Source organism: Novispirillum itersonii (assembly GCF_014205675.1).
Classification (GTDB): domain Bacteria; phylum Pseudomonadota; class Alphaproteobacteria; order Rhodospirillales; family Rhodospirillaceae; genus Novispirillum; species Novispirillum itersonii_A.
This window is the reverse complement of the sequence record NZ_JACIIX010000013.1, coordinates 40720-61801: the sequence shown is the minus strand read 5'-3', so window position 1 is coordinate 61801 and position 21082 is coordinate 40720. Positions and strand designations below refer to the sequence as shown.

23 protein-coding genes are annotated in these 21082 nt (G+C 67.0%); 11 read left to right on the top strand and 12 right to left on the bottom strand.

Going from position 1 to position 21082, the window contains the following annotated elements; translation table 11 throughout:
- Positions 1–94: 94 nt before the first annotated feature.
- Positions 95–964, bottom strand: coding sequence for a CAF17-like 4Fe-4S cluster assembly/insertion protein YgfZ (gene ygfZ / locus FHS48_RS15780; protein ID WP_260402522.1), 870 nt, complete (start codon positions 962–964; stop codon positions 95–97).
- Between the two features lie 301 nt (positions 965–1265).
- Between ygfZ and FHS48_RS15775 the strand changes: the two genes are divergently transcribed.
- Positions 1266–2357, top strand: a complete 1092-nt coding sequence (locus FHS48_RS15775; RefSeq protein ID WP_184264758.1) for a glycosyltransferase — start codon at positions 1266–1268, stop codon at positions 2355–2357.
- Positions 2354–3349: a glycosyltransferase family 9 protein gene (locus FHS48_RS15770; protein ID WP_184264757.1), complete on the top strand. Its 996-nt coding sequence runs from the start codon at positions 2354–2356 to the stop codon at positions 3347–3349. Before FHS48_RS15775 ends, FHS48_RS15770 begins: the two co-directional genes overlap by 4 nt.
- A gap of 474 nt (positions 3350–3823) precedes the next feature.
- On the opposite strand, the gene FHS48_RS15765 is transcribed toward FHS48_RS15770, so the two are convergent.
- The 6 genes from FHS48_RS15765 to FHS48_RS15740 are packed head-to-tail and all read right to left on the bottom strand — an operon-like array spanning position 3824 to position 9372.
- Complete coding sequence (locus FHS48_RS15765; protein WP_184264756.1) at positions 3824–4732, bottom strand: NAD-dependent epimerase/dehydratase family protein; 909 nt, start codon at positions 4730–4732, stop codon at positions 3824–3826.
- A 9-nt stretch (positions 4733–4741) separates the two neighbouring features.
- Positions 4742–5272: a dTDP-4-dehydrorhamnose 3,5-epimerase gene (gene rfbC, locus FHS48_RS15760; protein WP_184264755.1), complete on the bottom strand. Its 531-nt coding sequence runs from the start codon at positions 5270–5272 to the stop codon at positions 4742–4744.
- Positions 5273–5274: 2 nt separating this feature from the next.
- Positions 5275–6507: a class I SAM-dependent methyltransferase gene (locus FHS48_RS15755; RefSeq protein ID WP_311769153.1), complete on the bottom strand. Its 1233-nt coding sequence runs from the start codon at positions 6505–6507 to the stop codon at positions 5275–5277.
- Positions 6504–7622, bottom strand: coding sequence for a CDP-glucose 4,6-dehydratase (gene rfbG, locus FHS48_RS15750; protein WP_260402521.1), 1119 nt, complete (start codon positions 7620–7622; stop codon positions 6504–6506). Before rfbG ends, FHS48_RS15755 begins: the two co-directional genes overlap by 4 nt.
- 2 nt (positions 7623–7624) lie before the next feature.
- Positions 7625–8398, bottom strand: a complete 774-nt coding sequence (gene rfbF, locus FHS48_RS15745; RefSeq protein WP_184264753.1) for a glucose-1-phosphate cytidylyltransferase — start codon at positions 8396–8398, stop codon at positions 7625–7627.
- Complete coding sequence (locus FHS48_RS15740) at positions 8395–9372, bottom strand: glycosyltransferase family 2 protein (RefSeq protein ID WP_184264752.1); 978 nt, start codon at positions 9370–9372, stop codon at positions 8395–8397. Before FHS48_RS15740 ends, rfbF begins: the two co-directional genes overlap by 4 nt.
- A gap of 260 nt (positions 9373–9632) precedes the next feature.
- Between FHS48_RS15740 and FHS48_RS15735 the strand changes: the two genes are divergently transcribed.
- From FHS48_RS15735 to FHS48_RS15720, 4 genes are all read left to right on the top strand, one after another.
- Positions 9633–10403, top strand: a complete 771-nt coding sequence (locus tag FHS48_RS15735; protein ID WP_184264751.1) for a glycosyltransferase family 2 protein — start codon at positions 9633–9635, stop codon at positions 10401–10403.
- Between the two features lie 4 nt (positions 10404–10407).
- A complete protein-coding gene (locus FHS48_RS15730) occupies positions 10408–11547 on the top strand; it encodes a glycosyltransferase (RefSeq protein ID WP_184264750.1) in 1140 nt (379 codons plus the stop codon).
- On the top strand, positions 11547–13304 hold the full coding sequence (asnB, locus tag FHS48_RS15725; protein ID WP_184264749.1) for an asparagine synthase (glutamine-hydrolyzing): 1758 nt from the start codon (positions 11547–11549) through the stop codon (positions 13302–13304). Before FHS48_RS15730 ends, asnB begins: the two co-directional genes overlap by 1 nt.
- Before the next feature lie 161 nt (positions 13305–13465).
- On the top strand, positions 13466–14800 hold the full coding sequence (locus FHS48_RS15720; RefSeq protein ID WP_221443550.1) for a dihydroorotase: 1335 nt from the start codon (positions 13466–13468) through the stop codon (positions 14798–14800).
- 66 nt (positions 14801–14866) lie between these two features.
- On the opposite strand, the gene FHS48_RS15715 is transcribed toward FHS48_RS15720, so the two are convergent.
- A complete protein-coding gene (locus tag FHS48_RS15715; protein WP_184264747.1) occupies positions 14867–15103 on the bottom strand; it encodes a hypothetical protein in 237 nt (78 codons plus the stop codon).
- A 232-nt stretch (positions 15104–15335) separates the two neighbouring features.
- Here FHS48_RS15715 and FHS48_RS15710 point away from each other — a divergent pair, with 232 nt between their 5' ends.
- The 3 genes from FHS48_RS15710 (at position 15336) to FHS48_RS15700 (ending at position 16856) form a co-directional block, all read left to right on the top strand.
- Positions 15336–15953 carry a 2OG-Fe(II) oxygenase gene (locus FHS48_RS15710; protein ID WP_184264745.1) on the top strand — a complete coding sequence of 206 codons (618 nt, stop codon included), beginning with the start codon at positions 15336–15338 and terminating at the stop codon, positions 15951–15953.
- Positions 15954–16079: 126 nt separating this feature from the next.
- On the top strand, positions 16080–16493 hold the full coding sequence (locus FHS48_RS15705; RefSeq protein ID WP_184264743.1) for a hypothetical protein: 414 nt from the start codon (positions 16080–16082) through the stop codon (positions 16491–16493).
- Positions 16494–16541: 48 nt separating this feature from the next.
- A complete protein-coding gene (locus FHS48_RS15700) occupies positions 16542–16856 on the top strand; it encodes a hypothetical protein (RefSeq protein ID WP_184264741.1) in 315 nt (104 codons plus the stop codon).
- A gap of 12 nt (positions 16857–16868) precedes the next feature.
- Here the strand turns inward: FHS48_RS15700 and FHS48_RS15695 are convergent, their stop codons facing one another.
- From FHS48_RS15695 to FHS48_RS15680, 4 genes are read right to left on the bottom strand one after another with little or no spacing between them, the layout of a single operon-like run.
- Positions 16869–17396, bottom strand: a complete 528-nt coding sequence (locus FHS48_RS15695; protein ID WP_311769152.1) for a GNAT family N-acetyltransferase — start codon at positions 17394–17396, stop codon at positions 16869–16871.
- Positions 17393–17872 carry a GNAT family N-acetyltransferase gene (locus FHS48_RS15690; RefSeq protein ID WP_184264739.1) on the bottom strand — a complete coding sequence of 160 codons (480 nt, stop codon included), beginning with the start codon at positions 17870–17872 and terminating at the stop codon, positions 17393–17395. Before FHS48_RS15690 ends, FHS48_RS15695 begins: the two co-directional genes overlap by 4 nt.
- A gap of 5 nt (positions 17873–17877) precedes the next feature.
- Entirely contained in the window at positions 17878–18753 is an 876-nt protein-coding gene (locus FHS48_RS15685) for an ABC transporter permease (protein WP_260402520.1), read from the bottom strand.
- Positions 18750–19739: an ABC transporter ATP-binding protein gene (locus FHS48_RS15680; protein WP_184264737.1), complete on the bottom strand. Its 990-nt coding sequence runs from the start codon at positions 19737–19739 to the stop codon at positions 18750–18752. Before FHS48_RS15680 ends, FHS48_RS15685 begins: the two co-directional genes overlap by 4 nt.
- Before the next feature lie 348 nt (positions 19740–20087).
- On the opposite strand from FHS48_RS15680, the gene FHS48_RS15675 reads away from it, so the two are divergent.
- Both FHS48_RS15675 and FHS48_RS15670 read left to right on the top strand, forming a co-directional pair.
- A complete protein-coding gene (locus tag FHS48_RS15675; RefSeq protein ID WP_184264735.1) occupies positions 20088–20519 on the top strand; it encodes a GNAT family N-acetyltransferase in 432 nt (143 codons plus the stop codon).
- 84 nt (positions 20520–20603) lie between these two features.
- Complete coding sequence (locus FHS48_RS15670) at positions 20604–21059, top strand: MerR family transcriptional regulator (protein WP_184264733.1); 456 nt, start codon at positions 20604–20606, stop codon at positions 21057–21059.
- The last annotated feature ends 23 nt before the right edge of the window (positions 21060–21082 follow it).

Here is a 21082-nt window from a genome sequence, read left to right as displayed (position 1 = left end):
AAAAAGGCCCGGCGGAGGGTTTCGCCGGGCCTTTTACCGTGTGGGGTGGAAATCCCCGGGTCACCACCGGGGAGATTTGAGAAACCGAACGGCTTCAGGCCTGTTCCGGCGGCAGCTTGACCCACTCCGGCAGGGTGACCGTCAGCGGGATAGTGCCGGCGGTCAGGGCCGATCCGGCGCGGACCGGGGCCAGCTTCAGAAAGGCAAGAGCCAGCGTGCCGCCCTGTCCGTCCTCAACGGTGGAGCGCAGGGTGCCGATTTCGATGCCGCCATTGTCCAGCACCGGGGTTCCGGCGGCGGGGGACGGGCCTTCCAGATGCACCGGCAGCAGGCGCTTGCGGGTCAGGTGCTTCCACTTCATGCGGGCGGTGGTTTCCTGCCCGATGAAGCAGCCCTTGCGGAAATCGACCCCTTTCAGATCATCGAAGCCGTATTCCAGCGCAAAGCCCTGTTCCGGGGCCAGATCGGCACTGCCCTCCGGCAGGCCGAGGCGCAGGCGGTGGCGCTGCCAGATCAGGGTCTCGGTGTCGCTGCCCGGGGGCAGGGCATCAGCGGGGCCGATCAGGCGGGTGCCGCCCAGCGGGTGGCGGGGATCGGTGAAGGCGGTGACGCCGGTCTGTGCCGCCGGGGCGCTGTCGGTGACGGCGACCGCCAGATCGGTGACGGTCAGCGCCACTTTGGCCCGCAGCCGGAACCGCCCGAGGCGGCTGCGCAGGTCATCCAGACGGTCGGCGTCGGTTTCCAGAAACAGGCAGGCAGTGCCGTCCGCCGTATGGCCGGGCACCACGAACAGATCGGCGATCACCTTGCCCTGCGGCGTCAGGAAGGCCGTCCAGACCGCCGCACCGTCCGCCGTCGGGCTGACGTCGTTGCTGACCAGTCCGTTGAGGAAGGTCACGCGGTCGTCTCCGGTCAGGAGCAGGACGCCCCGGTGGGGCAGGCGGGCCGCGAAGGTGGCAGGCATGGAAAACCTCATTGGCAAAATGCAGGGATGAAATACAGGGGCGGCAGGCCAGGGGGCAAAACCCGATGCTGCCGGTAGGTTATCTTACAGTATCTGGGGGCATTCCGCAGCGAAAGCAAGGGCATCCCTCATTCCGGGCCTGATTTTGCCTTGAAAAGGCCGGATTTTCGGCCCTTGCGGTCACCGGTTTATCACTGTCTGTTCCGCCCGGGGGACTAGCCATTTGCCGGGCGGCACCCTATAAGAAGGGCACCGTCCGCCCCTGCCGGAGCAGGGCCAAACCAGCGCGGAGCCGTACCGCATGCGTATCGTGTTTTTCGATGATTCCCTTCCCTTCGATGGATCGACGCCGGACAACCGGCCGTTGGGCGGGGCAGAGAAAGCATTGGCCGCATTGCCGGGCGCGCTGGCGGCGCGCGGGCATGATGTGATTGTCTATAACCGCACCCCGGATGCGGTGCCGGTGGCCGGTGTGAAATGGCAGCCGCTGTCCGGGCCGAAGGTGGCCAGCGCCGATGTGCTGGTGGCCTTCCGTCGCCCCGGCCTGCTGGATGAAACCGTCAACGCCGGGCGGCGTCTGCTGTGGGCCACCGCCCACCCGTCGTATCTGCATACCGAGGCGGCGGACAGCCTGCTGGTCCGCCACAACGCCGTCATCCTGTTTTCCAGCGAGGCGCAGCGCGCCGCCTATGGCGGGCAACGGCCCAATCTGGTGATTCCGCCGGGGGTGCGGATGCCCTATCTGGCGGCGGTGGAGCGGGAAAATGCTCCTGCCCCGGTGGCGCTGACCACCGTTCACCCCGGCCCGGAACTGGAATGGCTGATCGCGGTGTGGACCGAGATGATCCATCCGCAGATCCCCCATGCCCGCCTGAAGGTGTTTTCGGCGCTGCTGGCCCGCGCCCAGCGGGGGGAGGCGATCCCCGAGGCCCTGCATGGCCTGTATGCGCAGGCCCGGCTGGCGCAGGTGAAGGGGGTCGAGATCTGCGAACCGCAGGGCGACCGGGCGATGGCGGAGGAATACCGCAACGCCCGTGTGCATCTGTACGTGCCGCCGATGGAAGACCTGATCAACTGGACCCTGCTGGAAAGCCAGTCCTGCGGAGTGCCTGCCGTCGCCCTGTCGCGTGGCGCGGTGGAGGAACGGCTGTCCAACGGCCAGACCGGCTATGTGGTGCCCGATGCCGATGCTTTCGCCAATGTGACGGCACAGATCCTGTCCGATGACGGGGTCCATGCCAGCCTGTCGGAGGCGGCGGGAGACCTCAGCCGCAAGCGGACCTGGGATCAGGTCGCCGGACAGATGGAACTGATGCTGGGGTTTGACCGGCAGCCGGAAAGCCTGATGGAGCCGGACGATCGGGCTGAAAACCCGTTGGGGGCCGGGGAATGAAACGGCTGCTGTTCGTCACCGCCACCCGCATCGGCGACGGGGTGCTCTCCAGCGGTCTGCTGGAGGCCCTGATCGCCGAGATGGGCAACAACGGGACGGAAGAGGTGCGGGTGACCGTTGCCTGTGGCCCGGTGGCCGCGCCGCTGTTTGAAGCGGTGCCGGGGCTGGACCGCATCATTGTGATGACCAAGCGCAAACGTGGTGCTCACTGGCTGGACCTGTGGAAGCAGGTGGCTTTGACCCGCTGGGATACGGTGGTGGACCTGCGGCGCTCGGCGCTGGTGTGGACGCTGCCGCTGGTGCGCCGCCGTCTGGTGCTGCCTTACCCGAAGGAGCCGATGCACCGGGTGACTCACCTTGGCGCGCTGCTGGGGCGTCAGGATGCCCCGCCCGCGCCGCACCTGTGGCTGACCGAGGTCCACCGGGCGAAGGCGGCGGAGCTGATCCCCGATGGCGTGCCGGTGCTGGCGCTGGGGCCGACCTCCAACTGGAAGGCCAAGACCTGGCGGCCGGAACGCTTCGCCGACCTGATGCAGCGCCTGACCGGAGTCGGCGGCATCCTGCCCGGGGCCCGCGTCGCCCTGTTCGGTGGCCCGGGGGAGCGGGAGCAGGCACAGGCGCTGATTGATGCGGTGCCCGCCCCGCTGCGGATCGATCTGGTCGGCGGCGTTGACCTGCTGACCGCCTATGCCTGCCTGAAGCGCTGTGCGCTGTATGTCGGCAACGACAGCTCGCTGATGCATCTGGCCGCCACCGCCGGAATCCCGACCCTTGGCCTGTTCGGCCCCACCAACGAGGTGCATTACGCCCCGTGGGGCCTGCGCGCCGCCGTGGTGCGGACCGAGGTCCCCTTCGCCGAAATCTTCCCGCCCGGTTTTGACCACCGCACCTGGGGCACGCTGATGGATAGCCTTTCCGTCGATGCCGCCGAAGCCGCCGCCCGGCGGCTGTGGGCGGATTGCGTGGCCCTGGAGGCCGAAGGCCGAGGGTAAAGGCAGGCCGAAGGCCGAGGGTAAAGGCAGGCCGAAGGCCGAGGGTAAAGGCAGGCCGAAGGCCGTGGGTAAAAGACAGGCCGAAGGCCGAGGCGAAGGCAGGCCGGAGGCTTGGATGTCGTGGAACGCCGGGGCTTTGCCCCGCGCCCCGCAAGGAGCCATCGGCTCCTTGACCTCTTTTTGGGAATGATCAGGATAATCGGGATCGGAGAGCCGAAGAGTCCAACCGGGCGAAGCCCGGTATTTTTGTAGAACGGGCGAAGCCCGGTATAATCAAGGGATCCAAGGGCCTAAGGCCCCAACCGGGCGAAGCCCGGTATAATCAAGGGATCCAAGGGCCTAAGGCCCCAACCGGGCGAAGCCCGGTATAATCAAGGGATCCAAGGGCCTAAGGCCCTTGGCGGGTCCGGGCAGCGCCCGGAGATGGTTTCAGGGGTGGCAGCGCCCGGTGCGGTTCCTCTCACGACGGGCGCGTCAGCCCCGCCGCCCGGCGATCAGGTCCGTCAGGCCCTGTTGCAGGGTATGGGCGGGGGTGAAGCCGACCTCGTGGTGCAGGCGGGTGATGTCGGCGACCAGCCGGGGCGGCTCGCCGGGGCGCATCGGCAAAGCACCGATGCGCAGCAGGTCGGGGCGGCCGGTCAGGGTGCCGATCAGGGTCATCACCGCATGCAGGGCCACCGGCTGACCGCTGCCGATATTGACCGCCCCTTCGACGCCGCTGGTCAGCAGGGCGGCGAAGGCGGCCCCCTGATCGCGGCTGTCGAGCAGATCACGGATCTGGGTTCCGGCGGTGGCCGGGGCCTCGCGCCCGGCCAGCAGGGCGTCGGTCAGGGAGGGGACCAGCCGTTCCGGGCGTTCCCCCGCCCCGAACGAGAAGAACAGCACCCCCCAGGCCGACGACAGGCCACAGGCCCCGGCATAGGCTTCGATCAGGCGGCGGGTGGCATCCTTGGCGGCACCGTAGAGGGTGGAGGGGGCGCGGGCGCTGTCTTCCCGCAGGGCGTCCGCCGGAGTGGTCCAGTCGTATTCGGCGCAGGTTCCGGCGCTGACGAAGCGGCGGCCCCCGGCCTGATGGAAGGCCCGCAGCAGGGTCAGGGTGGCGGCGGTCCAGTCCAGATTGGCCGGAGTGGTCCAGAAGCCGGGGCTGACATCCCACGCCAGATGCAGGCAGGCTTCGGCGGCGATGCTGTGGACCACGGCGGGCAGATCCGGCCCCAGCAGGTCGGCGCGGTGGTGGATGATCCGGCCCGGACCCGCGTGCGCCTCTGCCGTGGCGGGGGCAGTCCGCCCGATCACATGCACCTCATGCCCGGCGGCGATCAGCGGCGGCAGGGCATGGCGGCCGATGAAGCCGGTGCCGCCGGTGACGAGGATCCGGGTCATGGGCCGCCTTTATGCCGGAAAATCGGGATAGGTGGCGTCGCGCCCGGACAGCAGCACCGGGGCCTGCGGCCAGTGGATGCCGAAGGCGGGGTCGTTCCAACGCACCCCGCTGGCCAGACTGCCGTCGTAACGTTCCCCCATCTGATAGAACACCTCGGTGGCGTCCTCCAGCGTCAGGAAGCCATGGGCGAAACCGGGTGGAATGTAGAGGGCGCGGCGGTTGTCGGCGGACAGCTCCAGCCCGAACCACTGGCAGCGGGTGGCGGAGCCGGGGCGCAGGTCCACCGCCACGTCAAAAATCCGGCCCCGGGTGCAGCGCACCAGTTTGGGTTCCGGTTTCGGTTCGGCCTGAAAGTGCAGGCCGCGCAGGGTGCCGCGCCGGGGATTCCACGAGGTGTTACACTGCGGCCACTGCACCGGCAGCCCGGCGGCGGCGAAGACATCGGCATCAAAGGTGCGGGCGAACAGGCCCCGGTCATCGGCATGGGGGGTGGGTTCCACCACCATCAGGCCGTCGAGCCGGGTCGGATCCAGCCGCATGGTTACAGCACCTTCAGGGTCGGGACCGGTACGGCGAAACGCCCGCCCCAGCCCGGAACCTCGGGGTATTGGGCGACGATTTCCGCCGTCAGGTTCCACGGCAGGATCAGCACGAAATCGGGTTTGCGTTCGGCCAGCACCTCCGGCCCGACCACCGGGATGCGGCTGCCCGGCAGCAGGTGGCCCTGCTTGTGCGGGTTGCGGTCCACCACGAAGGAAATCAGGTCGGCGGTGACGCCGCAGTAGTTCAGCAGGGTGTTGCCCTTGGCGGCGGCACCATAGGCGGCAACGCTGCGGCCCTGCGCCTTGCAGTCGTGCAGGAAGGCCAGCAGGGCATCGCGCACCGCTTCCACCTTCGGGCCGAAGCCGGTATAGGCGGCATCGGTGTCCAGCCCGGCGGCCTGTTCGTCGGCACGGACCTTCTGAAGGCCCGGACCCTCGCTGTGGGCGGCCGCGGCGCGGCAGGCGAGGATGCGCAGCGATCCGCCATGGGTCGGCAGCTCCTGCACGTCAAACACCCGCAGTCCATGGGCGGCGAACACCTTTTCCACCGCATAAAGCGACAGGTAACAGAAGTGTTCGTGGTAAATGGTGTCGAACTGTACGTCTTCCATCAGGCGCAGCAGGTGCGGGAATTCCACCGAAATCACCCCCTCCGGCTTGATCAGGATGGCGAACCCGGCGACGAAGTCGTTGATGTCCGGCACATGGGCCAGCACGTTGTTGGCCACCACCAGATCGGCGGCCAGTCCGCGCCCGACCAGATCCCGCGCGGTGGCGGTGCCGAAGAACACCGAGTCCGTCGGCACGCCGATGGCGCGGGCGGCCTCGGCGACGTTCAGCGCCGGTTCGATCCCCAGCGCCGGAATGCCCTGCTTCACGAAGTGCTGGAGCAGGTAGCCGTCGTTGGAAGCCACTTCCACCACCTGCGAGGCGGTGGTCAGGCCGAAGCGCTCCGTCATCGCCACAGTAAAGCGGCGGGCGTGCTCCACCCATGACGAGGCGTAGCTGGAGAAATAGGCGTAGTGGCGGAAGATGTCTTCCGGGGTTGCCACGTCATCGACCTGCACCAGACGGCACGACCCGCAGACGCGGGCATGCAGCGGAAACACCGGATCCGGGGTTCCGGCCTTGTCCGCCGCCACATAGGAGTTCGCAAGCGGGGTCTTCCCGAGATCGACGAAGGTCTGAGTCAGCGGTGCGCCGCAGAACCGGCAGGAAGGGGTGTCGGTCACGGGAGAAGGTCCTGATACTGTTCGATCTGTGAAAGGGTCAGGGCGCGGGCGTCCTGCCCGGCGCGCCAGCCGCTGTACCATCCGGCGGTCCAGTCCACGGTCTGCGCCGTGGTCAGGCGCGGCTGCCAGCCGAGGGTGCGGGTGGCAAGGCTGTGGTCAAGGGTCAGGTGCCCGGCTTCCGGCGGCAGCGGGCCGCTGTCGGGCACCCAGCTCCGGCCTTCCGGGAAGTGGGCGGCAAAGGCGTCCAGCAGGTCGGCAACGGTCAGGAAGGCATCGGCGGGCGGGCCGAAGTTGACCGCCTCCGGCGCGCTGTCCGGGCTTTCCACCAGCGCCTGCGCCAGCCGCAGGTATCCGGCCAGCGGTTCCAGCACATGCTGCCATGGCCGCACCGACTGCGGGTAGCGGATCACCAGCGGGGTGCCGCTGTCCAGCGCCCGGATCAGATCGGGGATCAGCCGGGCCTCGGCCCAGTCGCCGCCGCCGATGACGTTCCCGGCGCGGGCGGTGGCGACGGCGGTGCCGGTGCCGGCGAAGAAGGAGTCCCGCCAGCAGCGGGTCACCAGCTCGGCGCAGGCCTTGGAGGCGGAATAGGGATCCTTGCCGCCGAGGCTGTCGCCTTCATGGAACGGCAGGCCGTGTTCGGGGTTGTCATAGACCTTGTCGCTGGTCACCGACACCACGGCCTGAAGGGTGGCCTGCGGGCGGTGCGCCAGCGTCCGGGCGGCCTCCAGCACGTTGGCGGTGCCCATGACGTTGCTGGCGAAGGTGCCGAGCGGATCACGGTAGCCGGGCCGCACCAGCGCCTGCGCCGCCAGATGCAGCACCACCTGCGGATCGGCGCGGTGCATCGCCTCCGTCAGGGCGCGGGCATCGGCCAGATCGCCCTGCACATGGGTCTGTGCCGCCCACGGCCCGGCCAGACCATACAGCGACGGATCGGTGGCCGGGGGCAGGGCATAGGCGGTGACGTGTGCCCCCAGCCGTTCCAGCCACAGGCACAGCCAGGCCCCTTTGAAGCCGGTCTGCCCGGTGACGAACACGCGGCGGCCATGCCAGAACCGCTGCATGGATGCCATGGACTGGGACGGGAGGGGCAGGGGGGAGGGATGGGTCATGGTCAGGACCACACCTTCCACGGGGCTTTACCGGACGACCACAGATCTTCCAGCAGGGTCTTTTCCCGCAGGGTGTCCATCGGCTGCCAGAAGCCGGTGTGGCGGTAGGCGGCGAGCTGACCGCTGCGGGCCAGCGCCTCCAGCGGCTCGGATTCCCACACCGTGGCATCGCCATCGACCAGATCCAGCACCGACGGGTCCAGCACGAAGAAGCCGCCGTTGATGAAGCCGCCGTCGGCGTGCTGCTTTTCCATGAAAGTGGTGATGCGGTCCCCGTCCATCATCACCGCGCCGAAGCGGGCAGGCGGGCGCACCGTGGTCATGGTCGCCTTCAGGCCGTGCTGACGGTGGAAGGCGATGGAGGCGGCGATATCGACATCCGAGACCCCGTCGCCGTAGGTCATACAGAACGGCTCATCGGGCGTCAGGTGCGGGCGGATCCGCTTCAGGCGGCCGCCGGTCATGGTGGTCTGCCCGGTGTCGATGACGGTGACGGTCCAGTTGGGGGCGGAGCCGTTAAGGTAGGTGACGGTGTTGGTGCGCATGTCCACCGTCACGTCAGAATGGTGCAGCACCAGATTGACGAAGTATTCCTTGATCATATACGCCCGGTATCCGGCGCAGATGATGAAGTCGCTGATGCCGTGGCGGGCGTACAGGTTCATGATGTGCCACAGGATCGGCTTGCCGCCGATCTCGATCATCGGCTTGGGCCGGGTGCTGCTTTCCTCGGAAATGCGGGTGCCCAGACCCCCGGCCAGAATGACTGCCTTCATGACTCTCGCTCGATAACAGGCATGGCGCGCGCCCCGGCCAGCCAGCCCAGCGTGCCGCACAGGCGGGCGGCATCGCGGATAGCTTTCCACTTGTTCAGGGTCAGGCCGTAGCCGAGGGTTTTCAGGGCCAGTTTCGGCAGCAGGCGCAGGGCGGTGCGCCGCGCCGCCTGCCGTCCGGCGTATTTGTCCTCAATATACAGGCGCGACCATGCCATGTGCCAGAACTTCTCCCAGCGGTGATGGACGCTCGGGCGGCTGGATCCGCCGCCGATGTGGGTGGCCCGGGTGCCGGGCACCAGAATCAGCGCATGGCCGCCCCGGCGCATGCGGATGCTCAGGTCGTCATCCTCGTAATACAGGAAGATGTTGCGGTCGAAGAAGCCGACCTGCCGCAGGGCGGTCATCCGCACCAGCAGCACCGCGCCGGACAGGTGATCGGCACAGATCGGCCCTTCCGGCAGCGGGTGGCGTTCCACCCCCTTGTCAACGGTGATGCGGTCGAGCAGGCAGGTGTTGTGGCTGGGCTCGGTATGGCCATCGGGGGCAATGATTTCCGGGGCCACCATCCCGGCGTCGGGCCAGCGGTCGGCAGCTTCGACCAGCCCGGCGAGGGATGCTCCGTCAATGGTGGAATCCGGCCCCAGCAGCAGGGCGAATTCCGTCTCCACCCGCTCCAGCCCCTGATTGCAGCCGTTGCCGAAGCCCCGCCCGATGGTGTTCCCGATCACCGTGGCGGCGGGCAGCAGGCGGCGGACCAGATCCGGGGTGCCGTCATCGCTGGCATTGTCCACCACAAACACCCGTGCCGCCTGCGCCACCGAAGCAAGGCAGGCACTGATCACGCCAGCGGAATGGTGGGTGACGGTGACGACGGATACCCGCTGCCACGCCGCCTGTGCGGCAGCAAAATCCGCCTGTGGCGGTGCTGGTGGGGTCGGGGGAACCGTCTCGAATGGCGTTGATCCGTTGGTCATTCGGGGAAACCCACCGCCATTATAAGGTCTTGGAAACAGGTATTGCTGATAGTGAAGGGGAACGATAGTGTCAACACAATTCCGGCCCGGACCGGCAGCCTGAGCGGGGTTTGGGGCTCTTGCCGTCCTGATGGGTGGTCCCGTCGGCTGACCGTTCCGGATTGACGGACCAGATTGTTGGAACAGGCTGGCGGCGGCCCGCCGCTTCTGCTACAGCCTGTTCCGGTGCGGATTCCCTTCATTCTGGTGCAGATTTTCCGATGACTGAAACCCTTCCGGCGGCAGTGCCGCGTCTATCGGCTCTGGTGGTGGCGCATAACGAGGAAGCCAACCTCGTCGCCTGCCTCGACCGGCTGACGCTGGCGGACGAAATCGTCGTGGTGCTGGATAAATGCACCGATGGCTCGGCGGAGATCGCCCGCCGCTATACAGACCGCATCGTTGAAGGATCGTGGGAGCTGGAAGGCCCGCGCCGCAATGCCGGGCTGGATGCCTGTTCCGGGGACTGGGTGCTGGAAGTGGATGCCGATGAACGGGTGCCCGCCGCCCTGTTTGACGAAATCCGCCGCACCCTGCCGGGGGCCCAGCCGGGGATCTTCCTGATCCCGTTTGACAATTACATCGGGGACCGGCTGGTCCGCTATGGCTGGGGGGCCTCGTGGGGGGTGTCTGCCGCGCCGCGCCTGTCGGCCCGGGGCTGCAAGCGCTGGGGCGACCAGCGTATTCACCCGTCGCTGACCAAAAAGGGGCCGGAACGCCGCCTGACCACCCCGATTGACCATTACGTTGACACCGATATCAGCGACATGCTGCGGCGGTTTGACCGCTACACCAGCGCCCGCGCCGCCGATCTGCGTGACAGCGGCAATATCGGCAGCTTCGCCAACAACCTGCGGCGCATCGTGTCGCGGTTTTTCAAATGCTACGTCTCCCGCAAGGGCTACCGTGAAGGCGAATACGGCTTCCTGATCGCGCTGCTGGCATCGCTGGTGCCGATGGTGGCCTATCTGAAGGCCAGGCTGGAACGCTGATGGCATGACCACCCCCAACACCGAGGCAACCGTGACCCATTCCTCCGACCTGCGGATTCTTCAGGCCATGGCCGGGGCCAGTCACGGCGGAGCGGAGCTGTTTTTTGAACGGCTGGTGCTGGCCCTGCACCGCGCCGGGGTGCAGCAGCACATCCTGATCCGGCAGAACGCCGAGCGGGCGGGCAAGCTGACCGAGGGCGGCATCCGCCCGGTGGAGCTGCCCTTCGGCGGCCGGTTTGACTTTTCCACCAAGCGGAAGTTCGCGGCGGAGATCCGCCGCTTTCAGCCGTCGGTGGTGCTGACGTGGATGAACCGCGCCACCGCCTTCTGCCCGTCGCCCCGTAAAATCGGGGTGGGGAAAACCGGAATGGGGAAAACCGGGGTGCCCTTCGTCAAGGTGGCGCGGCTGGGCGGTTATTACGACCTGAAGTATTATCAGGACTGCGACCATCTGGTGTGCAACACCCACGATCTGGTTGACTATGTGGTCCGCGAGGGCTGGCCCGCCGAGCGGGCGCATTACCTGCCCAACTTTGTTGATGAGCGGCAGGCGGCCCCGGTCCGGCGGTCGGACTTCACCACCCCGGAGACGGTGCCGCTGCTGTTCGCGCTGGGGCGGCTGCATGAGAACAAGGGCTTCGACACCCTGCTGAAGGCGGTGGCCCGCCTGAGCGACGTGTACCTGTGGCTGGCCGGGGAAGGCCCGGAGCGCCCGGCGCTGGAGGCACTGGCCACCAAGCTGGGCATCCGGCCACGGGTGCGCTTTCTGGGCTGGACCGATGCCGCCCCGGCCCTGCACCGGGCGGCGGACCTGTTCGTCTGCCCGTCGCGGCATGAACCGCTGGGCAATGTGGTGCTGGAAGCGTGGGCGCAGCATCGCCCGGTGCTGGCGGCGGCCAGTCAGGGGCCGTCGGCCCTGATCGAACACGGCGTCAACGGTCTGCTGACCCCGGTGGATGACGATGCGGCGATGGCGGCGGCGATCAAGGCGGCGCTGCGGGACCGGACCGCCCTGTCAGCACTGGCTGATGCCGGCTATGCCAGCTTCCGCGATGGTTACACCGAACAGGCGGTGGTGGCCCGTTACCGCGCCTTCTTCGGGGCGGTGACAGCGTCCGCCACGGCTGCGGGGGATGCCGGCTGATGTGCGGGATTGCCGGGTTTTTCAGCACCGGGGCCGCTGCCCCGGGCGAGGCGGTGCTGCGGATGGCGCAGGCCATGGCCCACCGGGGGCCGGACGGGGTGCATCTGCATGCCGATGGCGGGCCGGTGGCGCTGGGCCACAGCCGTCTGGCGATCATTGATCTTCAGACCGGCGATCAGCCGCTGTTCTGGGATGGGGGCCGGGTTCTGGTCGCCAATGGCGAAATTTACAACGATCCCACCCTGCGCGAGGACCTGAGCGGCCAGCCGTTCCGCACCCGGTCAGACTGCGAAACGCCGCTGGTGTGGTATGGGCAGGATGGTGCCGCCTTCCCGCAGCGCCTGCGCGGCATGTTCGGCATTGCCCTCTACGACCCCGCCGACGGGGTGATGGTGCTGTCGCGCGATCCCTTTGGCATCAAGCCGCTGTATCTGGCGGAAACCCCGCAGGGTATCGCCTTTGCGTCAGAGGCGCAGGCGCTGGTGGCCGGGGGCTTTGTCACCCCGCAGGTTGACCGCGCCAAGGTGACGGAGCTGTTGCAGCTTCAGTTCACCACCGGCGACCGGCTGCCGGTGCAGGGCATCCAGCGGCTGATGCCGGGCGAGACGGTGGTGCTGAAGCAGGGCCGCATTGCTGAGCGCCATCACCGCGATCCGCTGCCCGATGTCATCACTGATATCCGGGATGAGGACACCGCCATTGCCCTGCTGGATGCGGCGCTGGAAAACAGCGTGTTGGCGCATCAGCGGTCTGATGTGCCCTATGGCATGTTCCTGTCCGGCGGGATTGACAGTTCGGCGGTTCTGGCGCTGATGGCGCGGCTGAACCCGCAGCCGGTGGTGGCCTTCACCGCCGGGTTCCCTGAAACGGCGGTGCATGACGAGCGGGACCACGCCCGGGCACTGGCGCGGCATGTCGGGGCGGAGCATCACGAGGTGGCGATCACCGCCGCCGATTTCTGGGCTGATCTGCCGCGGATGGTGGCCGCCATGGATGACCCGGTGGCCGACTATGCCATTGTGCCGACATGGATTCTGGCGCGCGAAGCCCGGAAGCAGGTGCGGGTGATCCTGTCCGGCGAGGGTGGGGATGAACTGTTTGCCGGGTATGGCCGCTACCGCAGCTTCTGCCGCCCGTGGCCGTTTGCCCGGTCGATGCGGCGCAGCGGCACCTTCGACGGGCTGGGCGTGCTGCGGGACACCGGCACCGGCTGGCGCGATGGCATGGCGGCGGCGGAACGGCGAGCCGCCGCCCGCTATCCGGACCGTTTGACCCGGGCACAGGCCATCGACATTGCCGACTGGCTGCCCAATGACCTGCTGCTGAAGGCCGACCGCTGCCTGATGGCCCATGGCGTGGAAGGGCGGGTGCCGTTTCTGGATCCGGTGGTGGCCGATGTGGCGCTGCGGCTGCATCCGTCGCTGCGGCTGCGCAAAAAGACCGGCAAGTACATCCTCCGCCGCTGGCTGGAGCGGGTTTTGCCGCAGGCCCAGCCCTTCGCCCCGAAAAAGGGGTTCACCGTGCCGGTCGGCGAATGGATTGCCGCCGATGGGGCCCGGGTCGGGGCGCTGGTTGCCGCCAGCCCCGGCGTGGCGGAAATCGCCCACCCGGAAGCGGTGCGCGCCCTGTTCACCGCCAGCGGCAAGCAGCACCGCTTTGCGGCGTGGAGCCTGTTGTTTTACGCCCTGTGGCATCGCCGCCATATCGCCGGACAGGCGGTGGATGGCCCGACGCTGGAGGTTCTGGCAGCGGGGTAATGCCCGGCGGCCAGACCATTGGGCCCTGTTCCGGCCTGCCGAAAAAATCCGGCTCCGGTGCCTTCCCAAGCGGGGGGAAACACGTTAGCTAGAAGACAGACTGTTTTCCTGTCTCTTTCCTTCTACTGTTCCTGTCCCTGTCCGGATAACGGAGACCCCCGATGAGCCTGACCCCGCGTTATGACCTTGTTCTCACCCAAGGCTCCGTCTGGATGCCCGGCGGTCTGGTGCAGACCGATATCGGGGTGCGCGGTGGCAAGGTGGTGGCGTTCGGCAGTCTGGCCGGGCAGGGGGCGCAGGAACTGCCGCTGAACGGCCTGACCGTGCTGCCGGGGGTGGTCGATACCCAGGTGCATTTCCGCGAACCGGGGCTGGAGCATAAGGAAGATCTGGAAACCGGCACCCGGGGGGCGGTTCTGGGCGGCGTCACCGGTATTTTCGAGATGCCGAACACCAAGCCCTCCACCACCGATGCCGCCGCCATCGCCGACAAGGTGGCCCGCGCCAAGGGCCGGGCGTGGTGTGACCATGCCTTCTTCATCGGCGCCACCGGGGATAACGCCGTTGATCTGGCGGAGTGGGAAAACCTGCCGGGGTGCAGCGGCGTCAAGATTTTCATGGGGTCATCGACCGGTTCGCTGCTGGTGGCGGAAGACGAGCCGCTGCGTAACATCCTGCGCCATGGCCGCCGCCGTATCGCCGTACATTGCGAGGACGAACCGCGCCTGATCGAACGCTGGGAGCTGGTGAAGGACGGGGCGCATGTGCGCATGCACTCCGTGTGGCGCGATGAGGAAACCGCCCTGCGCGCCACCATGCGGCTGGTGCGTCTGGCCGAGGAAACCCAGCGCCGGGTGCATGTGCTGCATGTCACCTCGGCGGAGGAAATGGAGTTTCTGGCGGCCCACAAGGAATTCGCCACCGTTGAGACCACGCCGCAGCATCTGACGCTGGCTGGGCCGGACGCCTATGACCGGCTGGGCACCCGGGCGCAGATGAACCCGCCGATCCGCGATGCCCGCCACCGCGACGCCCTGTGGAAGGCGGTGGAGAACGGGGTGGTGGACGTGATCGGGTCCGACCACGCGCCGCACACGCTGGAAGAAAAGGCCAAGCCCTATCCGGCCAGCCCGTCGGGGATGACCGGGGTGCAGACGCTGGTACCGGTGATGCTGACCCACGTCGCCGCCGGGCGGCTGTCGCTGGGCCGCTTCGTTGACCTGACCAGCGCCGGTCCGGCCCGGATCTACAACATGATGAACAAGGGCCGGATCGCGCTGGGCTATGATGCCGACTTCACCATCGTAGACCTGAACGCCCGCTGGACCATCACCGACAGCTGGATTGCCAGCCGCGTCGGCTGGACTCCGTTTGACGGTTTCGAGGCCACCGGCCGTCCGGTTCATACCATCATCCGGGGGAACATCGTCATGCGTGATACGGTCCTTGAGGGCACCCCGGTCGGCGAACCGGTGCGCTTTCAGGAATGCCCGTAAGTTTTTCCGGCCATACCATGATGGAAAAGGCCCCCGGAGTGATCCGGGGGCTTTTTTTCGGGAAAATCACGGTTTATACGGCCCTTTTTCGCACCAGAATTTCAGTTTTGCTTTCTCATGGAACATGATGGCGGTGACTTCGCAGTTCTTTTCATTGAAGTCCGCGCCATAGAAGGAATCAAAGGTTGCGACATGAAGCCGCTTGTCGCTGGCCACCTCAGACTCCCGGTACAGAGTGTAGCCTGAGTCATTGTCTTTGCAGCCGGTCAGGAGAAACCCGGAGCAGGCAAGGATCAGGGCCATGGAGTTCGTCTTTGATATCAGCATGAAACACTTCCCCCATCAGCAGGCTACGGACCGGTTTTACCTGACAGCATGCGAACAAAGCCTCTCATGCAGAAGGGGGAACGGGCAAGGCTCTGTCAGGGCGTGATATCCCGTATGGCGCAGGGGGCACGCTTAACCGCTTTCCTTCCCGCCGGAAACTATTTTAAGCTGCGCGCGCCGGGAATGGCATCGGGGGCTTTGTGGATCTATGAGTGTTTTTCAGAAACTGGCACCGTATCGGATTATCCGGGGTTTTCTGGGCGAAGAGCTGGTGGAACAGCTTCTTGCCTATGTGCAGGACAGTCAGGATGGGTTCGAGCCGACCCGGGTCGGCAGTGGAGAGAATGCCCGGATGGATCCGGAGATCCGGACCTCTGTGGTTCTGCCCCGGTTGGGGCCTCTGAAAAAAGCGCTGATATCGCGGTTCGATGCCGTGTCAGACTGGGCGATGGAGGACATGAAGCTGTCACCGCTTTCCGTCAAGCTTCAGGAGGTTGAGCTGGTGGCGCATGGTGACGGGGCTTTCTACAGTCGCCATATCGATACCCAGATGCAGAACCCGGACAGTTCCCGCCTGCGGGTGCTGACTGCGGTCTACTATTTCCACGCCAGCCCGAAACGTTTCAGCGGCGGGGAGCTGCGGCTGCACTCCTTCCTTCTGCCGGAGCATGGCGGACACTATCAGGATATCGAGCCGGAACGGGATATGCTGTTGCTGTTCCCCTCCTGGGCCCCGCATGAGGTGCGCCCCATCTCCTGTCCCTCCGGAGCTTTCGCGGATCACCGCTTTGCGATCAACTGCTGGTACCACGCGACCGGGGCCTGATCCCGCAGATGTGTCGGAATGGCCCTTTTTACGGGTAAAATGCAGATATAGGTTGTTCTCGTCCTGCGGGTGCGGCAGTCTGGCCGCGCCCGGAGCGGAACCGGGTAATCTGGCGGAAGAGCAACCATGCGCAATGGATTTGGGATGGCGGGGCTGGTGGCTGTGCTGGCGTTGGGTGTATCGGGGTGCGCGACCCAGACCCCGGAGACGCCGCAGGGTCCAGCAACCCACGCAGCAACCCACGCAGCAACCCACAATGCCTTTTATGCGGCCCTTCAGGATGCGGCAATCCCGGAACCGGCGGAGGAAGACCACGATCTGGTCTCGCTGGCCGCCGGGGCACCGGGGCTGGTGGAGCGCCGGACCGACCGGGGGCGGGAGGTGCTGATGGCGATGTTCACCACCGCCGAGAGTGTGCAGAAGTTTTATTCGGCGGAAAGCGGCACCCTGCCGCCGGGCAAGCCGGTGCTGTGGGTGACGGCGGTGCCGCAGATGCAGGCCGCCTGTGCCGAGTGGTCGGCGGGGGAAGCCCGGCGGTAGCGGCTGATCCGCTGGCTGGGCCTGCCCCCGGCGTCAAAGAGCGACAGCGTGGTGGAAGTCTGGGTGCCCGCCGACCGGCTGTTGCGCCCGTGTTCTGATCCACGGACCGATATCTCGGCCTGTTCCGCCACGGCAGCGGCGGCGGAAACCGCGCCGGGGGTGCCGGATTACCGCGGTTTCTTTGCCGGGCTGTATGTGCAGTCCTACAGCGTCAATGGCGCACCGTGGACCCGGCTGGGCTATACCTACGACTGGGACAGGCACTCGGCCACCCATCGCGGTGCCAGCGAGTTTATGGTGGCCCCGGAAACCGGCTACACCGTTGCCGGGCGCTGGCCGCTGGAGGCCTATTGCACCCGGTAAGGTGCGGGGGGCTCATCTCACCCGCGCCGGTTCCTCCGGCAGGGGGCCGCTGATCCAGAACATATCATAGGGCCCGGTGTCGGTGGGGAAGGGCAGCCCGGCGGCGGAAAAGCCGAGGCGGCGGTAGAAGCCATAGGTGGATTCCTTCCCGTACAGCCAGACGCCGGTGCTGCCGGGGGCCGCTGCGGCGAAGATGGCGTTCAGGCCAAAGGCAATCGCCTGCCGGGCCAGCCCCTTGCCTTCGTGCCCGGGGGCGGTGGCCAAAGCCCGCAGATGCCACTGGGTGGTGAAAGGCGGCGGTTGCTGCCCATCAGCATAGTTTGGCGCGGTCTCGGCGGAGAAGGTCACCACCGCGACCAGTTCCTCATCCAGAAACGCTCCGCACTGGAAGGTCTGCTCATGCGGGCATGGCTCGGCTTCCTGCGCGGGCAGGGCGGGGTTGAGTCGGGCGCGGCGGAGTGGAACGGTTTCGGCCCGGGTGATAAAGCGGACGGTGACCGTTCCGAGGGGGGATTGTGCAGGAATTGTGGAACCTCTCACTCCAGCGGTCCGCAGATCCAGAACAGGTCATGCGGTCCGGTGTCGGTTGTGAAACAAAGTCCGGCCCGGGAGAATCCCAGCCGGTCATAGAAGCCATAAGCGGTTTCGCGGCCATACAGCCATACGCCGGTCTCACCGGGGGTGGCGGTACGGTAAAGATGGTTGAGACCAAAGGCAATGGCCTGTCGTGCCAGCCCTTTACCTTCCTGCCCGGGGGCCGTTGCCAGCGCCCGCAGCCGCCACGGGGTGACGAAGGGCGGTGGCCGCAGGCCTTCCGGGTGGTGGGGCACCGCTTCCGGATGGAACGTCACGACGGACAGCAGGGTGTCGCCGACAAATGTACCACATTGGAACGCGTTTGGATGCCCCTGCGCCTTGCGTTCGGCCTCTTCCGGGGTCAGGTCCGGGTTGAGGCGGGCGCGGCGCAATGGCACCGTCTCTGCCCGGGTGATAAAACGGACGGAGACGGCTTCCATTGTGCTCAGCCCTGTACGCCCTTATCGCGGCGGCTGACGCGGCTGGCGCACCACCACAGGCACAGCGCCACCCAGCCCACCACCACGGCCAGCGAGGTCAGATAGGCCGGGCTGGCCAGCGCGGTGGCGGCATCGGCATAAAACGGGGCGCGGACGATGGTCAGGGCGTGAGCGACCGGGTTCAGGGCCATGGCGGTGCTCAGCCAGCCGGGCACCCCGGCGGTGGGGAACAGCGCCCCGGACAGCAGCCACAGCGGCATCAGAAAGATCATCATGATGGCATGGAAGCCGGAGGTGGACTTCATCCGCCACGCGATGGCAAACCCCAGCGCGGTGTAGCCGAAGGCCGACAGCACCATCGCCATCACCACCAGTGCGATACCGCTGAGGGTCACCGGCAGGCCAAGGAACGGCACCGCCAGCAGCAGCAGAAAGCTCTGGAACAGGGCGATTGACGATCCGCCCGCCACCTTGCCCAGCACAATCGCCAGACGGGGCACCGGCGCGACCAGCACCCCTTGCAGGAAGCCCTGATCGCGGTCCTCAATCACCGTGATGGTGGAGAAGATGGAGGCGAACAGGATCATCATCATCAGCACGCCGGGATAGAAGTACTCCATGTACGTCATCCCTTCCATCCCCGGCGGGCGGAACGACGGGGTGAACCCGGCCCCGAGGAAGATCCAGAACAGCAGCGGCTGGCCGAGGCTGCCGATCACCCGGTGCGGCTGGCGGATGAAGCGGGTGAACTCCCGCCTGGCCAGCGCGAAAGCCGGGCCGAGCAGGCGCGGGGCGGGCAGGTCTCCGGCGGGCAGGGCAGTGTCGGGCAGGGTCACGGTGGTGGATTCCAGTGCCACGGCGGCGGTCTTGGGGCTGGTCATGCGGTCAACTCCGGCTGGCGGGCGCGGCTGTCGGACGGTTCGGCATCGGCGGCAAAGGCAGCGCCACGGCCGGTGACGTGCACAAACACGTCCTCCAGATCCGGCTGCTTGACGCCGATCGACAGCACATCGGCGCGGTGGTGGTCCAGCACGGCGGCAATCAGCGGTACGGCCTCAGCGGGCGGAATGTTCTCGATGCGCAGTTCATCACCATAACGCACCGGGCGGCGGCTGAAGCCGGTTTCCAGCACGGTGGCGAAGGCGGCGGGGTCGCGCGGGCGGATCACCACCATCTCGGTGCCGACCATCGCCTTCAGGCGGTCCGGGGTGTCATGCGCCATCAGCGCCCCATCGCGCAGGATGGCGACGGAATCGGCGAATTCGGCATCGGAAAAGACGTGGCTGGTCATCAGCACGGTCATCTTGCGGTCGCGCTGCAACCGGCGCAGGGCCAGAATGAACGAGCGGCGGCTGGCCGGATCAAGGCCGGTGGTCGGTTCGTCCAGCAGCAGAATCTGCGGGCGGGTCATCAGGCACTTGGCCAGCTCCACCTGCCGGGCCAGTCCGCCGGACAGGGTTTCCACCCGGTCGCCCAGCCGGTCCTTCAGGTCCGACCATGCCAGCGCCTCGGTCATCCGTCCGGCGGCGGTGCCGCGCAGGCCGTGCAGATCGGCATGCAGGGTCAGGTTTTCCTGCACCGACAGGTTCTTGTCCACCGCCGGGCTCTGGAACACCACGCCCATCAGCGGGCGGATCCGTTCCGGCGCGGTGGCCAGATCGTGGCCGCCAATGCTGACACTGCCCGACGACGGCGCGGCCAGCCCGCACAGAATGCGGAACAGCGTTGACTTGCCGCTGCCATTCGGCCCGGACAGAATGCAGAACTGCCCGGCCGGAATTTCCAGCGACAGATCGCGCAGGGCATTCCGCGCGGACTGGCGGCGGGTGCCGGGGTAGGTGTGGCGCAGATTGCGAATTAGGATCATATGCATGACTGCCCTGACGGCACCTGTGCCGTTCCCATGATCCACCCGCACAGGGCAGAACCGGGAGAACGGCGACGGTGATTTCGGTGTCCATCCGGGCCGGGGGTAAGCCGCACAGGCTGCGGCGGCTGTGCCTTCCGGCCGGACGGCCACACTTATTTCATACCCGGCTGTCTGCCGCAAGGCGCATGGCGTGCTCCGGACCGGCCAGAGCTTTTTCTTCTGCCAGCCCGTTTTGTTCTGCCAGTCCGTTTTGTTCTGGCCGCCAGGGCGGATGCGGGGGAAGACAGGCCCTGCTTCAGCAGATAAGCTGTGGCTCTGCGTTTTCAACCCTTGGCGGACTCCCCCATGTCTGTTTCCCTGCACACCATCGAAAACCCCACCGAGGCCGACAGCAAGCCGGTGTGGGATGGCCTGCGCCAGTACAACATTGATGCCAGCCAACTGCCGATGCAGCGCGAGGACGTCTGTATTCAGGCGCGGGCGGAGGACGGCACCGTGGTCGGCGGGCTGGTCGGTTACCGCCAGTGGGGCTGGCTGTACGTTGACCTGCTGTGGATCGATGACAGCCAGCGCGGCACCGGTCTGGGCGCGGCGCTGATGGCACAGGCCGAAACCGAGGCCGCCGCCGCCGGGTGCCGCTGGGCGCGGCTGTATACCTATGATTTTCAGGCCCCCGGCTTCTATGAAAAGCAGGGTTATGAACGCTGGAGCGTGATGGAGGGCTATCCGCCCGGCCATTCGCAGATCTGGTACCGCAAGGCGCTGGTTCCGGCGTAACGGCAGGGGGCGTAACGGGGGCTTGCGGGGCTCCGGCTGATCCCTATATCTCCAGAAGCTATAGAGTCTGCCGGAGGCCCTGCCATGCCGCCCCGTTCTGCTGCCGCCACCGTGATGACCATCGGCAGGCTGTCCGCCGAAAGCGGCTGCAAGGTGCCAACCATCCGGTATTACGAACAGATCGGCCTGATGCCGGAGCCGGACCGCAGTGAAGGCAACCAGCGGCAGTATTCGCGGCGGCATCTGGAGCGGCTGCGCTTTATCCGCCACAGCCGCGACCTTGGCTTCACGCTGGATGATATCCGGGAACTGCTGACGCTGGCCGCCCACCCGGAAGCCCCGTGCGAGGAGGCCGACGCCATCGCCCGCCGCCACCTGCGGCTGGTGCGGGACCGCATTGACCGCCTGCGCAAGCTGGAGCAGGAACTGGAACACATGGCGGCCTGCTGCCACGGCCCGACCGTGCGCGACTGCCGGGTGATCGAGATCCTGTCTGACCACGGCAAATGCCTGTCGGACGGCCACCCGCCGCTGGACTGATGCCCCCTGTTCCGGGCCTGCAT